The 13,795-nt window shown below is 72.5% G+C and carries 13 protein-coding genes; 8 read left to right on the top strand and 5 right to left on the bottom strand.

Translation table 11 applies throughout. From position 1 onward, the window contains the following. Window position 1: 1 nt before the first annotated feature. Entirely contained in the window at window positions 2–775 is a 774-nt protein-coding gene (locus TAE01_RS02210) for an SRPBCC family protein (protein ID WP_147062884.1), read from the top strand. Between the two features lie 140 nt (window positions 776–915). Continuing rightward, window positions 916–1,575, top strand: coding sequence for an NAD(P)-dependent oxidoreductase (locus tag TAE01_RS02205; RefSeq protein ID WP_147062882.1), 660 nt, complete (start codon window positions 916–918; stop codon window positions 1,573–1,575). Window positions 1,576–1,586: 11 nt separating this feature from the next. Here the strand turns inward: TAE01_RS02205 and TAE01_RS02200 are convergent, their stop codons facing one another. Together TAE01_RS02200 and TAE01_RS02195 are read right to left on the bottom strand one after the other, a co-directional pair. Then, window positions 1,587–2,534, bottom strand: a complete 948-nt coding sequence (locus tag TAE01_RS02200) for an ornithine cyclodeaminase family protein (protein WP_147062880.1) — start codon at window positions 2,532–2,534, stop codon at window positions 1,587–1,589. Between the two features lies 1 nt (window position 2,535). Further along, window positions 2,536–2,889 (bottom strand): hypothetical protein, encoded by a 354-nt coding sequence (locus TAE01_RS02195; protein ID WP_147062878.1) that lies wholly within the window; start codon window positions 2,887–2,889, stop codon window positions 2,536–2,538. Window positions 2,890–3,024: 135 nt separating this feature from the next. Here TAE01_RS02195 and TAE01_RS02190 point away from each other — a divergent pair, with 135 nt between their 5' ends. Together TAE01_RS02190 and TAE01_RS02185 are read left to right on the top strand one after the other, a co-directional pair. Then, window positions 3,025–4,398, top strand: coding sequence for an L-serine ammonia-lyase (locus TAE01_RS02190; protein WP_147062876.1), 1,374 nt, complete (start codon window positions 3,025–3,027; stop codon window positions 4,396–4,398). 242 nt (window positions 4,399–4,640) lie between these two features. Further along, window positions 4,641–5,138: a hypothetical protein gene (locus TAE01_RS02185; RefSeq protein WP_147062873.1), complete on the top strand. Its 498-nt coding sequence runs from the start codon at window positions 4,641–4,643 to the stop codon at window positions 5,136–5,138. A gap of 65 nt (window positions 5,139–5,203) precedes the next feature. Here the strand turns inward: TAE01_RS02185 and TAE01_RS02180 are convergent, their stop codons facing one another. Next, entirely contained in the window at window positions 5,204–6,523 is a 1,320-nt protein-coding gene (locus tag TAE01_RS02180) for a glycoside hydrolase family 1 protein (protein WP_147062872.1), read from the bottom strand. Between the two features lie 42 nt (window positions 6,524–6,565). On the opposite strand from TAE01_RS02180, the gene TAE01_RS02175 reads away from it, so the two are divergent. Next, window positions 6,566–7,759, top strand: a complete 1,194-nt coding sequence (locus TAE01_RS02175; RefSeq protein ID WP_147062870.1) for a molybdopterin molybdotransferase MoeA — start codon at window positions 6,566–6,568, stop codon at window positions 7,757–7,759. Between the two features lie 36 nt (window positions 7,760–7,795). Next, a complete protein-coding gene (locus TAE01_RS02170) occupies window positions 7,796–9,433 on the top strand; it encodes an ABC-F family ATP-binding cassette domain-containing protein (protein WP_147062868.1) in 1,638 nt (545 codons plus the stop codon). A gap of 141 nt (window positions 9,434–9,574) precedes the next feature. Here the strand turns inward: TAE01_RS02170 and TAE01_RS02165 are convergent, their stop codons facing one another. Next, a complete protein-coding gene (locus TAE01_RS02165) occupies window positions 9,575–9,913 on the bottom strand; it encodes a YciI family protein (RefSeq protein WP_147062866.1) in 339 nt (112 codons plus the stop codon). Window positions 9,914–9,940: 27 nt separating this feature from the next. Beyond that, window positions 9,941–10,789, bottom strand: a complete 849-nt coding sequence (gene fdhD / locus TAE01_RS02160) for a formate dehydrogenase accessory sulfurtransferase FdhD (protein ID WP_147062864.1) — start codon at window positions 10,787–10,789, stop codon at window positions 9,941–9,943. Between the two features lie 103 nt (window positions 10,790–10,892). Here fdhD and mobA point away from each other — a divergent pair, with 103 nt between their 5' ends. Then, entirely contained in the window at window positions 10,893–11,441 is a 549-nt protein-coding gene (gene mobA / locus TAE01_RS02155; RefSeq protein WP_186815002.1) for a molybdenum cofactor guanylyltransferase, read from the top strand. A gap of 232 nt (window positions 11,442–11,673) precedes the next feature. Further along, complete coding sequence (locus tag TAE01_RS02150; RefSeq protein WP_147062860.1) at window positions 11,674–13,737, top strand: M4 family metallopeptidase; 2,064 nt, start codon at window positions 11,674–11,676, stop codon at window positions 13,735–13,737. Window positions 13,738–13,795: the final 58 nt, after the last annotated feature.

Raw genomic sequence — 13,795 nt, 5'->3', positions numbered from 1 at the left:
GATGGACCTGACGCACTCCTTCACCGTGCCGACCTCGGTCGACGACGCCTGGGCCCTGTTCATGGACCTCGAGCGCGTCGGCAGCTGCTTCCCCGGGGCGACCGTGACGGAGGTGACCGACGACGGCTTCTCCGGCACGGTCAAGGTCAAGCTGGGGCCGATCGCCCTCGTCTACTCGGGGTCGGGCTCGTTCGTCGAGCGTGACGACGCGACGCACCACGCCGTCATCGAGGCCAAGGGCAAGGACAAGCGGGGCAACGGCACCGCCGGCGCGACCGTGTCGATCACACTGAGCCCCGACGGTGCCGGCGCCCGCGCCGACGTCGTGACCGACCTCGCCGTCACGGGCAAGCCGGCGCAGTTCGGCCGGGGCGTCATGCAGGACGTGTCGGACAAGCTGCTCCAGGCGTTCGTCGCCTGCATCGAGAAGCAGCTGACCGGTCCGTCGGGCGAGGCGGAGGCGGCACCGGTCGCGGCGGCAGCGGAGGGTGCGGCGGCTGCCGTTCCCGCCCCGGTGGGCTCGAACGGCTACGTCGAGTCCGGATCGGACGCGCTCGCCGCCGACACCCGCTCGGCGGGCAGGCCCACGGCCGCGCCCGCGGCTCCGGCGGCACACCCGCCGCGCAGCGTCCCGGCCACTGTCGAGGAGGACGCCCCCCTCGACCTCGGCTCGGCGGTCATGCCCGTGCTCATCCAGCGGTATGCCGGCTACGCGGCGGCCGCCGCCATCGGGGTCGTCATCGGCTGGCTCCTCGGCCGCGGCAGCGGCAGCTGAACCAGCCCGACTGGTCGAGGGTCAGCCCGACACCCAGCCCCACCCCAGGCCCGGTCGCCGAACGCGACCGGGCCTGCGGCATACCTCGTCGGCCTGTCGCGTTGGAACAGGAGGACCACGTCCCCGACCCCAGGAGAGTCATGTCCCGCGTCACTGTCATCGGCGGCCACGGCAAGGTCGCCCTGCTCGCCGCTCCGCTCCTCGTCGCCGACGGGCACGAGGTCACCTCCGTCGTGCGCAACCCCGACCACGTCGCCGACGTCGAGGCCACCGGCGCGACGGCGGCCGTGCTCGACATCGAGCACTCCGGCGTCGACGAGATCGCCCGGCTGCTCACCGGCAGCGACGTCGTCGTGTGGTCCGCCGGTGCCGGTGGCGGCAGCCCCGAGCGCACCTACGCCGTCGACCGCGACGCCGCGATCCGCTCCATGGACGCCGCCGCGCAGGCCGGCGTCGCGCGCTACGTCATGGTGTCGTACTTCGGCGCCGGACCCGACCACGGCGTGCCCGAGGACAACGGGTTCTACGCCTACGCCGAGGCCAAGGCGGCCGCCGACGAGCACCTCCAGGGCACCGACCTCGCGTGGACGATCCTGCGGCCCAGCGGGCTGACCACCGACGCGGCCACGGGTCACATCGAGACCGGGGAGGGTGTCACGGCCGGCCACGTGTCGCGCGACAACGTCGCCCACGTCATCCGCTCCGTCGTCGAGCACCCCGAGACGACCGCGCGCCGCATCCTCCCGTTCAACGACGGCTTCCGCCCCATCGACGAGGTCGTCGCGACGCCCGCCGGCTGAGCTCCTCCGCGTCAGGCGCGGCCGACGTGCTGGGCGATGACGAGGTCCTGCCACGCCATGCCGACGCTCTTGAAGACGTTGGGCCGGTCGGTCGCCCGCTCGACCCGGCCGAGCACGACGTCCTGGAGCGTGCGCACGTCGGCCCAGTCGAGTGCGCCCTGGGCGGCCGCGAGGATGACGTCGCCCGCCTCGCGGTGGGCCGTGCCGACGTCCTCGACGACGACGAGCGAGCGCCCGAGCAGAGCCGAGCCAAGTTCGCGCCGGTGCGGCTCGTGCGACCCGATCGCGACGACGCAGGCACCGTCGGCGACCCAGTCGTCGTCGAGCACCGGGGTCGCCGCCGACGTCGCCGTCACGACCACCTGGGCCTCGCGCACCGCCGCCTCGACCTGCGGGTCGTCGACCGTGAGCCCGCGCGTCGTCAGCGGGTGGGTCGAGGCGAGACCCGAGATCCGCTGCGCCATGGCACGCGCCGCCTCGCCCCGCCGGCCGACGACCGTCACCGACGACGTGTGCCGGATCGCGAGCAGCGCCTCCGCGTGACCGAGCGCCTGCGGCCCGCTCCCGAAGACCACCGCAGAGGTCACCTCGGCGGGGGCCAGGGCGTCGACGGCGACCGCCGACACGGCTGGCGTGCGCAGCGCGGTCACCGCCGTGCCGTCGACGAGGACCGACGGGCTCAGGGTGTCGGCGTCGAGCAGGACGTAGACCGCCTGGATGCGGTCGAGCCCGCGAGCCGGGTTGCCCGGCGCCACCGAGAGCACCTTGACCCCGGCCGAGCGCCCGTTCGTCGACGGCATGACGAGCAGCTGCCCGTCGCCGACCGGGGCGACCAGGCGGTGCGGGTCCGAGGCCGGGTCGAAGCCGTCGGCCAGCTCGCGCCGGATGAGCCGGCGCGCCCGGTCCGGCGACACGCTCCGGCGGACCGCCGCGGCGTCGACCCAGCGGGGCTGCTCCACCTCAGGCCTGCTCGGCGTCGGACTCGGCGTCAGACTCGGCGTCGGACCGGGCACGCTCGACCCGGTCCGGGGCGGCGGCCGCCGCCCTGATGCCCGCCAGGTGCGCCCGCAGCTGCCTGGCCAGTGACCACTGGGTGACCTCGTGGGTGAACGTGCGCACCCAGCGGGGCGACACGGCATACGCCAGCGTCAGCACGACGAGGGTGCCCTCCTCCTCGGGGTCGAAGCGCCAGGTCAGCGGCTCGGGGCGCACGTGACGCGGCAGGCGCAGGGCCGGCTCACCGACCGTCGCGGCCAGCGCGCGTGCGACCGGCGGCGGGAGTGGCACGTGGACGTCAGCGCTGACCTGGGGCACGCGTCGACTCTAGGTGTCCGCGGGCGTCGGCGCCCGAGAGGGCATGTGCGCGGAGGGTGACCGTGGACGTACGCTCGTGCGGTCGTCCACCACCCCGGGCGGCAGCCGTCAACGACGACACGAAGTCAGGACACCATGGCGCTCAGCGTTTTCGATCTCTTCTCGGTCGGCATCGGGCCGTCGAGCTCGCACACCGTCGGTCCGATGCGGGCCGCGGCGCTCTTCGCGGAGCGGCTGCGCGACGAGGGTGTCATCGACCGGGTCGCGCGCGTGCGCTCGCAGCTCTTCGGATCGCTCGGCGCCACCGGGCACGGCCACGGCAGCGACAAGGCCGTCCTGCTCGGCCTCACGGGGGAGCGGCCCGAGCTGTGCGACCCGCGCGCGGTCGAGAGGCGCCTCGCCGAGATCCGCGCGACGAGGCGACTGGCCCTGCTCGGCACCCACGAGATCGACTTCGTCGAGGACGAGGACCTCACCCTGCACCGGCGCAAGACGCTGCCCCTGCACCCGAACGGGATGACCTTCACGGCGGTCGACGCCACCGGCGCCGTCGTCGCCGAGCACACGTACTACTCCGTCGGCGGCGGCTTCGTCGTCGGCGAGGACGCCGACGGCTCGACGAAGATCGTCGAGGACTCGACCCCCGTCGCGCACCCCTTCCGCACCGGCGACGAGCTCCTCGCCCACTGCAAGGAGACGGGCAAGTCGATCGCCCGGATCATGCTCGAGAACGAGCTGTCCTGGCGCACCGAGCAGGAGGTCCGCGACGGCCTGCTCGAGATCTGGCGCGTCATGAAGGAGTGCGTGCGCAACGGCATCGCCACCGAGGGCGTGCTCCCCGGCGGCCTGCGCGTGCGCCGGCGCGCGCCCGAGCTGGCCCGGCGCCTCTCGCTCGAGGCCAACAGCGACGACCCGCTGCGCGGCATGGACTGGATCACCCTCTACGCCCTCGCCGTCAACGAGGAGAACGCGTCGGGCGGCCGCGTCGTCACCGCCCCGACCAACGGCGCCGCCGGCATCATCCCGGCGGTGCTGCACTACTACGCCAACTTCGTCAACGGCGCCGATCGTGACGGCATCGTCCGCTTCCTGCTGACGGCCGGCGCCATCGGCGTCATCTACAAGGAGACCGCCTCGATCTCCGGCGCCGAGGTCGGCTGCCAGGGCGAGGTCGGCTCGGCCTGCTCGATGGCCGCCGCCGCGATGGCCGCCGTCATGGGCGGCACCCCCGAGCAGGTCGAGAACGCCGCCGAGATCGGCATGGAGCACAACCTCGGCCTCACCTGCGACCCCGTCGGCGGCCTCGTCCAGATCCCCTGCATCGAGCGCAACGCCATCGCCTCGGTCAAGGCCATCACCGCGGCTCGCACCGCCCTGCGCGGTGACGGCTCGCACGTCGTCAGCCTCGACAAGGTCGTCAAGACGATGCGCGAGACCGGCCGCGACATGAAGGTGAAGTACAAGGAGACCGCGCGCGGCGGACTCGCCGTCAACGTCATCGAGTGCTGACCCCGGCCGACGGGTGACCCCTCCTGTCGCTCGGGGGTGGCCGACGTGGCGACGGAATGTCCGGGTTTGCGTGCAGCAACGTCCCAGACGCGGCGCTATCCCTGCGAATTCGCTGTCAGTTGAGCCCTTTTCGTCTCTGACCACGTGAGTCGGAGCACCTTGGATGGTGGCGTCGATCGGCGCCACCCGCCGACCTCGGGGGCCTCGCGCCGGTTGGTCAACAAGGGGAAAAGGGGAGACACATGCGTTCACTGCGCAGCCGTGCCGTCATGGCCGGCATCACCGCACTGGGCACCATCGGACTGGCGACGGCAGCCGCAGGGCCTGCCGGCGCCGCACCCGCGAGCGGAGGGACCGACCACTCGTCGTTCCCCGCCGCCGGGGCCGTCTTCGCGTGCAGTGCGCCGACGGGGGACATCATGGCGGTCAGCGGCACGGTCGACATGGTCGACCACTGGACGGTCGACGGACAGGGCGTGTTCCACGAGACGGGAACGGTGAACACCCACGGCGTCACGCTCCTCGGGAGCAACGGCGACGTCTACACGGTGTCGGGGGCCTCGTGGTTCGGCGGCAAGGTCGACGGCACGGGTACGCCGCTCGTCCTCACCGACACCGAGCACTGGGTGCTGCACGACACCACCACCGGCGGCAACGTCAAGGTGCAGATCGTCAGCCACTGGTCGCCCGGTTCGAGCTTCACCTGGGACAAGGGCAGCTGCTCCGCTCCGGAGGGGTGAGCGGAGGGGCCGACCCGGTCGCCACCCCGTCCTGCTCAGGGCGGGGCGGTTCCGCGCGCTCACCCTCAGCGGTGGTGGACCTCGCCATCGCTCAACGGATAGATCTGTCCCGCAACGAATCTCGCGTGCATGTCCGCCGTCGCCCCACCCCCACGGATCACCTCCGCGAAGAACCGGCCGGACGCGCGCACCGTGCGCTCCTGCGTCTCGTAGTCGAGGGCGACCAGGCCGAAGCGCGGGCCCTCACCCTCGTTCCACTCCCAGTTGTCGACGAAGCACCAGTGGTAGTAGCGATCGACCGGAACCCCCTGCGCCCGAACGGCGCCCAGCACCGCAAGGTGTTCCCACAGGTAGCGCGACCGGAACGCATCCGCCGCGTCGCACGTGCCGTTCTCGGTGACCCAGACGGGGAGGCGGTAGGTCTCCCAGGCCCACTCGGCCATCTCGCCGAGGCCCGCGGCATACACCTCCCACCCGAGGTCGTTGACGGGGACGCCCGGCGGGGTGCCGTCGTCGAACCGCGTCACCGTCGTGCGGGAGTAGTAGTTGAGCCCGAAGAAGTCGGCGTAGCGTCCCGGCCGTATGCCGTCGGGCCGCCGCAGCGGCGCCGTGAACTCCCCGGTGGTCATGGCCCGCACGATCGCGTCCTGGAAGAGGCGACGCATCACGGCCGTCAGCGAGCGGTGCCACGGGTTGCGCGGGTTGCCCGGCCGGAAGGGGCGCAGGTGGTGGGCGACCCCGACCATCGTGTCCGGCCCCGGTCGCAGGGCGTGGATGAGCGCATACGCCCGGATGTGCGCGACGGCGAGCACCTCGAAGACGCGCAGGCCCTCGCGGAGGCTGTGGTGCCCGGGCGGGAAGTCGCCGAAGACGTGGGCGCCCGTGACGTAGACGTTGGGCTCGTTGATCGTGACCCACTCGGCGGCGAGGTCCCCGAGCCGCGTCACCACCTCGGCGACGAACCGCTCCCACACCCAGAGGGCGCCTGGGGACAGCCAGGCTCCGTCGCGCTCGAACCACAGCGGGTGGCTGAAGTGGTGGAGCGTCACGAGAGGGCGGATCCCCCTGTCGCGCAGCAGCTCCAGCTCATCTCGATAGCGAGCGAAGGCGGCGTCGTCCCACACGCCCGGCTGCGGCTCGAGGCGGGCCCAGTCGACGCTCATCCGGTGGACCTGGACGCCGAGCGAGGCCATGAGCTCGGTGTCCTCGCGCCAGCGTCGCCAGTGGTCGGTCGCGCGCCGCGGGGACGAGCCGTCGGCGATGGTGCCGGGACGGTCGGCCCAGTCGCTCCAGCTGCTCTCGACGTCGCCGCCCTCGACCTGCGTCGCGGCCGTCGCGACGCCGAGCAGCATCCCGTCGAGCCTGAAGCCGTCCGCGGTCCCCACGCGCCTCAACGTACCGGCCCGCCATGCGACAGACTGGCGCCCGTGGGTCACGTCTCCGTCGCAGAGCACCGTGCCGCCGTCGGGCGGCTCCTCGGTGACGGGTCGACCGAGCAGGTCACGCTCGACCGGCACGCGGCCGGTCGGCGCCTCGCCGCCGACCTCGTGGCCGCGGACGACCTCCCACGCTTCGACAACTCGGCCATGGACGGGTATGCCGTGTGCCCCGGTCCGCCGGACCCGCGCGGCTACCCCGTGGTCGGCGACGTGCCGGCCGGCTCGGCCCCGGACTTCGCGCTGTCGCCCGGTGAGGCCGCCCGCGTCATGACCGGTGCCCGGCTGCCGGAGGGCACGGTCGCCGTCGTCCCCGTCGAGCGCACGGACGCGAGCCCGACCGGTCCGGCGCCCTTACGCGTCACCCTCCGGGGCGAGCTGACCGCGGGTCAGCACGTGCGCCTGCGTGGCGAGGACATCACCGCCGGTGCGGTCGTCGCGACCGCCGGGTCGGCCATCACGCCGGCGCTCATCGCCCTCGGCCGCTCCGCCGGGTGCACCTCCGTCACGGTCCACGTGCCCACGCGCGTCGCCGTCGTCGCGACCGGAGCCGAGCTCGCCCCTCCGGAGGCGGACCCCGGCGCCGGCGGCATCCACGAGTCCAACTCCGACATGGTCGCCGCGCTCGCCGAGGCGGCCGGCTGCCGGGTGCACCGCGTCGAGGTGTGCTCTGACGAGCCCGACGACCTGCGGCGCCTGCTCGACGACCTCGACGCCGACCCCGAGGTGGGCCTCGTCGTCACGACCGGGGGAGTCAGCGCCGGCGCCTACGAGGTGGTGCGCCAGGTCTGCTCACCGCTGGCGACCTTCGACTTCGTCCACCTCGCCATGCAGCCCGGCGGCCCGCAGGGGCTGGGTCGCTACGGGTCCACCCCCGTCGTCTGCCTGCCCGGCACCCCGGTCGGGGCCTTCGTCGCCTTCCACGTCCTCGTCCGTCCCGCCCTCGACCGACGGCACGGGGCGCCGCCCGCGCGACCGGGCCACGCGGCATACGTCGGCAGAACCCGACGCGCGCGCACGGGACGCGTCCAGTTCGTCACGAGCGTGCTCCACGACGACGGCACGGTCAGCTTGCCCGACGCGCGCCACCTCACGGCGCTCGCCGCCGCGAACTGCCTCGTCGAGGTGCCCGAGGGCGTCGACCAGCTCATCGCCGGCGACGTCGTCGTCGTGCACCCGGTGTGAACGGGGCACCCGCCGGGCGCCCCTAGGCTGAGGGGCGTGAGCGCGACCCTCGTGGCCAAGGACCTCGCCGGGGGCCACGCCCACCGGACCCTCTTCGAGCACCTCGACCTCACGGTCGCGCCCGGTGACGTCGTCGGGGTCGTCGGCGCCAACGGTGCCGGCAAGTCGACGCTGCTCCGGCTGCTCGCCGGCGAGGACCAGCCGCTCGGCGGCACCGTGTCGACGGCGCCCTCCGACGCGTTCGTCGGGTGGCTGCCGCAGGAGCACGAGCGCGTGCCCGGCGAGACCGTCGCCGACCACATCGGCCGCCGCACCGGCGCCACCGCCGCCACCCTCGCCATGGAGGAGGCCGCGGCCGCACTCGGCGGCGACGACCCGTCCGCCGACGAGAGGTATGCCGTCGCGCTCGACCACTGGCTCGTCAGCGGGGCGCCCGACCTCGACGACCGCATCCCCCCGATGCTCGCCGAGCTCGGGCTCGACGTCGGCGCGGACGCCCTCATGACCTCGCTGTCGGGCGGTCAGGCGGCCCGGGCGGCGCTCGCTGCGCTGCTGCTGAGCCGCTTCGACCTCGTGCTCCTCGACGAGCCCACCAACGACCTCGACCTCGCCGGGCTCGACCGGCTCGAGGCCTTCGTCCACGGCCAGCGCGGCGGCGTCGTGCTCGTCTCGCACGACCGCGAGTTCCTCGCCCGCTGCGTCACGCGCATCGTCGAGCTCGACCTCGCCCAGAACGCCGTCGCCGTCCACGACGGCGGCTACGAGTCCTACCTCGAGGAGCGGGAGGTCGCGCGCCGGCACGCCCGCGAGGCCTACGACGCGTATGCCGGCACGAAGGCCGACCTTGAGGCGCGGGCCCGCACGCAGCGCGAGTGGTCGTCCAAGGGCGTGCGCAACGCGATGAAGAAGAGCCCCGACAACGACAAGATCCGGCGCGCGGCCCAGCAGGACTCGGCCGAGAAGCAGGCCCGCAAGGTGCGCCAGATGGAGTCGCGGATCGCCCGCCTCGACGAGGTCGCCGAGCCGCGCAAGGAGTGGGTGCTGCAGTTCTCGATCGCGGCAGCGCCCCGGTCGAGCTCGGTCGTCGCCACCCTCAACGAGGCCGTCGTGCGTCGGGGGGACTGGACGTTCGGGCCGGCGTCGCTCCAGGTCGAGGCGCGCCGTCGCATCGGCATCACCGGACCCAACGGCGCCGGCAAGACGACGCTGCTGTCGCTGCTGCTCGGGCGGGTCGAGCCGACCTCGGGGACGGCATCGCTCGGCGCGAGCGTCGCGGTGGGAGAGATCGACCAGGCCCGCACCGGCCTGCGCGAGGACCTGTCGCTCGGCGACGCGTTCGGCGAGGCCGTGCCCGACCTCGAGCCGGCCGACCGCCGCACCCTGCTCGCGAAGTTCGGGCTCAAGGCCGACCAGGTCGGCAGCGCCGTCGGTCGGCTGTCACCCGGGGAGCGCACCCGCGCCGCCATGGCGCTGCTCCAGGCGCGGGGGGTCAACCTGCTCGTGCTCGACGAGCCGACCAACCACCTCGACCTGCCCGCCATCGAGCAGCTCGAGGAGGCGCTCGACTCCTACGACGGGGCGCTCCTGCTCGTCTCCCACGACCGGCGCCTGCTCGAGAACGTGCGCCTCGACGAGCGCTGGCACGTCGAGGACGGCCAGGTCACCCGCCTCTGACCCACCCACCCCCCGAGCGGCCCCCTCGAAACATCGAGTGGGCACTTCGACGCCGGTTGTCCCCAGGTGGGGCGGCCCCGTCCTGTGGAAAAAGCGTGTCGAAGTGCCCACTCGACGGGGGATGGGGGAAGGGGGGTGGGTTCAGCCCGGGGACTGCGTGGGGTCCGCGACCCACGGTCCCAGCGGCGGGTCCCAGCGCCGGACGACGCGGCGCAGGACGTAGCCGCCGAGCCAGTAGGGGTCCTGGTCGAAGGTCTCCGTGACGGCCTCGACCGAGTCGGCGGAGTAGACGATGAGCGCGGCCTTGGCCGGCTCCTGCTCGGTCGGTTCTCCCTCGCTCACCTCGTCGATGCCGTCCTGGTACATCCCGGCGACGAGCAGTCCGGACAACCCGGCGAGGAAGTCCCGGTGCTCGGGCCGGATCGTCAGCATCTCGGTCACGTCGTCGGGGTAGGTGTAGTGGATCGCGAAGATCGCCACGGGTGGGCCCTCCAGTCGGTCGGGTGGTCAGGTGGTCGTGATCCGGTGAGCCCCGGCATACACGTTGAGACGGCTGCCGCGGACGAAGCCGAGCAGGCTCATCCCGGCATCCTCGGCGCACTCCACGGCAAGCGAAGACGGCGCGGAAACCGCTGCAAGGCAAGGGATCCCGGCCATGATCGCCTTCTGAGTCAGCTCGAACGACGCGCGCCCCGACACGACGAGCGCGCACCCGACACCCGGCACGCGTCCGCTCAGGAGGGCCCACCCGACGACCTTGTCGACGGCGTTGTGCCGGCCGACGTCCTCGCGCACGACGAGCAGCTCGCCGTCGGCGGTGAAGAGGCCGGCCGCGTGCAGGCCCCCGGTCTTGTCGAACGACTTCTGCTCGGTCCGCAGGGCGTCCGGCAGCTCGGCCAGCACCTTGGCGGCGAACTCCGTCGCGTCGGACCGCACGTCGAAGGCCGACTGCGCCCGCAGCTGCTCGATGCTCGCCTTGCCGCAGACGCCGCACGAGGAGTTGGTGAAGAAGGCCCGCGTCGCCGAGGCGGCCGGAGCCGCGACACCGGGCGCCAGGGTCACGTCGATGACGTTGTAGGTGTTCTCGTCGAAGCCGCTCTCGCCCGAGACGACGGCGCCCTCGCAGTAGCGGGCCAGCGCGATGTCGTCCGCCGAGCGGATCAGCCCCTCCGACATGAGGAAGCCGTGGACGAGCTCGATGTCGTGCCCCGGCGTGCGCATCGTCACCGTGAGCGGCGTCCCGTTGACGCGCAGCTCGAGCGGCTCCTCGACCGTGAGCGTGTCGGGGCGGGTCGTCGTCGAGGGCGTCGAGAGGTCGATCGTCGTGACCTTGCGCCGCACCGTGACCCGTCCCATGGACTCAGCCTGCCAGACGTCGTGCCAGACTCCGAGAGTGCCACCGGTCCCAGCCCCGCCGTCCACGGTCGTCGTGGTGCTCACGGGAGGTGCCTCTCGCCGCATGGGTGAGCACAAGCCGGTGATCGAGGTGGGTGGCCGACCGCTCGTGGCCCGGGTCCTGGATGCCGCCGGCAAGCGCCCGGCTCTCGTCGTCGGGCCGGGGCAGGGCGTGCCCGAGGGCGTCCGCGTCGTCATGGAGGCCGTGCCGGGGGGTGGGCCCGTCGCCGGACTCGCTGCCGCCGTCGACGCACTGACCGCAGACGCCGGGACGCCGCTCCCGTATGCCGTCACCGTCCTCGCCGCCGACCTCCCCTTCGTCACCTCCGCCCACCTCGAACGGCTGCTCGAGGCCCTCGACGAGGCGGACCTCGCGGTGACCGTCGACGCCGACGGCCGCCACAACTGGCTGTGCGCGGCCTGGCGCCTGCCCGTGCTGCGCCGGAGGCTCGACGAGCTCGGCGACGCCTACGGCAGCAGCATGCGAGAGCTCGCACGCGGCATACGCACGCAGTCGGTCGACGACCCCTCCGAGGTGGCGCTCGACGTCGACACGCCGGCCGACCTGGCGCGCGCACGGGACCGCGCCGACCGCAGTCCGACAGCCCGCTGAGAGCAACTCCGCACGACTCTGGGAGATCACCCAAGTCGCGCCCTGCAGCGAATCGCCCTGCGCCCAAGCGCTCCTCAGGAGTTGGGACGCAGTTGGCAAAGACTTGGCAACCCACGTTGACCGCGTTCACAGGGAACTGCCAACGTCGCGCTCGTTCCGGCCAGCTCCCACGTCGTGGGACGGCGGAACTCCCTCCAAGCGGCAGGCGCCGCATCTCGACAAGGAGCAACCAGTGAATCGACTGAAGTCTGGGCTGGCGACCGGAGGGCTGCTCGCCCTCGCCCTCGCCATCTCGCCGGCGATCCCGGCGGGCGCAGCGGCCGGAGCAGGGCGCGACAAGGCGCCGGCCCCCGAGTCGCAGAGCCTCAAGGCGACCGAGCAGTCCCGAGCCGCGTCGTCCGCGAGCGCCCTCGGCCTCGCCTCCGGCGAGAAGCTCACCGTCAAGTCCGTCATCGCGGACCCCGACGGTGCCACCCACGTCCGGTACGAGCGCACCCTCGACGGCCTCCGCGTCATCGGCGGTGACTTCGTCAGCCACAAGGACGCCTCCGGCGCCGTCAAGAGCGTCACGTGGAACGTCCGCAAGAACGTCACGCCGTCGACGATGACGCCGACGATCAGCAAGAGCCAGGCGCACCAGGCCGGCCTCGCCGCCTCCAAGGCCGACAGGGAGACCGCCACCCCCGGCGAGCTCGTCGTCTTCCAGTCGGCCACCGGCCCCAAGCTCGCCTACGAGGTCATCACCGAGGGCATCAAGGCCGACCAGACCCCGACCCGCCTGCACACCATCGTCGACGCCAACACCGGCAAGACGCTGACGAGCTGGGACGACATCAAGGAGGGCACCGGCAACGGCATCTTCGTCGGCAGCGTCTCCCTCGCGACCTCGGGCACGTCCGGCGCGTACACGATGAAGGACACGCACGGGAACTACACGACCGACCTCAACCAGGCCACGACGGGCAACGGCACGACGTTCACCGACGCCGACGACGTCTGGGGCACGGGCTCGCAGAGCAACCGCCAGTCGGCCGCCGTAGACGCGCACTACGGCGCCGGCAAGACGTACGACTACTACAACACCCAGCTCGGCCGCGCCGGCATCTGGAACAACGGCACCGGCGCGCGCAGCCGCGTCCACTACGGCCAGAACTACCAGAACGCCTTCTGGGACGGCACGCAGATGACCTACGGCGACGGCGCGGGCAACGCCGCCCCCCTCGTCGAGATCGACGTCGCCGGCCACGAGATGAGCCACGGCGTCACCGAGAACACCGCGGGCCTGGCCTACACCGGAGACGCCGGAGGTCTCAACGAGTCGACGTCCGACATCTTCGGCACCGCCGTCGAGTGGTACGCCAACAACCCCAACGACGTGCCCGACTACCTCATCGGCGAGAAGCTCAACCTCAACGGCAACGGCACCCCGCTGCGCTACATGGACAAGCCGAGCAAGGACGGCGCCTCGAAGGACTGCTGGAGCAGCAGCCTCGGCAGCCTCGACCCGCACTACTCGTCCGGCCCGCTGAACCACTGGTACTACCTCGCCTCCGAGGGCTCCGGCGCCAAGACGATCAACGGCGTCAGCTACAACAGCCCGACGTGCGACGCCTCCACGGTGACCGGCATCGGCCACCTCAAGGCCGAGAAGATCTGGTACCGCACGCTGTCGACCTACCTCACCTCGAGCAGCAACTACGCAGCGGCCCGCACCGGCGTCATCAAGGCGGCCAAGGATCTCTACGGCGTCGGCTCGGCCGAGTGCACCGCGGTCGACAAGGCGATGGGCGCCATCTCCGCCCCGGCCAGCACCGAGACCTGCGGCACCAGCGGCGGTGGCGGCGGCACGGGTGCGGCCCTGACCAACGGCGGCTTCGAGTCGGGCCAGACCGGCTGGACCGGCACCGCCGGTCCGATCACGAACGACGCGGGTCGCCCGGCCCGCACCGGTTCGTACAAGATGTGGCTCGGTGGCAACGGCACGGCCGGCTCCGAGAGCGAGTCGCAGACCTTCGCCGTCCCGTCCACCGCGACCTCCCCGACGCTGACCTACTACGTCCGCATCGACACGGCCGAGACGACGACCACGAGCGCCTACGACACGGCCACGGTCTCGATCAACGGCGTGACCAAGGCGAGCTTCTCCAACCTGTCGACGCCGAAGGCCTCCTACGCCCAGAAGACGATCGACCTCACCGCCTACAAGGGCACGAACGTCACGCTGAAGTTCGCCGACACCGAGGACTCCTCGCTGCAGACGAGCTTCGTCATCGACGACGTCTCGACGAACTTCTGACGGTTCCGACAGACCTGACGGACGGAGACCTTCGGGCTGCGTGAGCAGCCCGGCACGT

The sequence above is a fragment of the Terrabacter aerolatus genome (assembly GCF_007991735.1).
In the GTDB taxonomy this organism is placed as follows: Bacteria; Actinomycetota; Actinomycetes; order Actinomycetales; family Dermatophilaceae; genus Terrabacter; species Terrabacter aerolatus.
The sequence above is the reverse complement of the archived record's forward strand: the minus strand, read 5'-3'. Positions and strand labels throughout refer to the sequence as shown.

What these genes read in the sequence shown, in the direction of transcription:
- mobA (WP_186815002.1), top strand. Translation starts at nt 10,893, where the DNA reads ATGGGTGAGCACAAGCCGGTGATCGAGGTGGGTGGCCGACCGCTCGTG.
- TAE01_RS02185 (WP_147062873.1), top strand. Translation starts at nt 4,641, where the DNA reads ATGCGTTCACTGCGCAGCCGTGCCGTCATGGCCGGCATCACCGCACTG.
- TAE01_RS02210 (WP_147062884.1), top strand. Translation starts at nt 2, where the DNA reads ATGGACCTGACGCACTCCTTCACCGTGCCGACCTCGGTCGACGACGCC.
- fdhD (WP_147062864.1), bottom strand. Translation starts at nt 10,789, where the DNA reads ATGGGACGGGTCACGGTGCGGCGCAAGGTCACGACGATCGACCTCTCG.
- TAE01_RS02190 (WP_147062876.1), top strand. Translation starts at nt 3,025, where the DNA reads ATGGCGCTCAGCGTTTTCGATCTCTTCTCGGTCGGCATCGGGCCGTCG.
- TAE01_RS02205 (WP_147062882.1), top strand. Translation starts at nt 916, where the DNA reads ATGTCCCGCGTCACTGTCATCGGCGGCCACGGCAAGGTCGCCCTGCTC.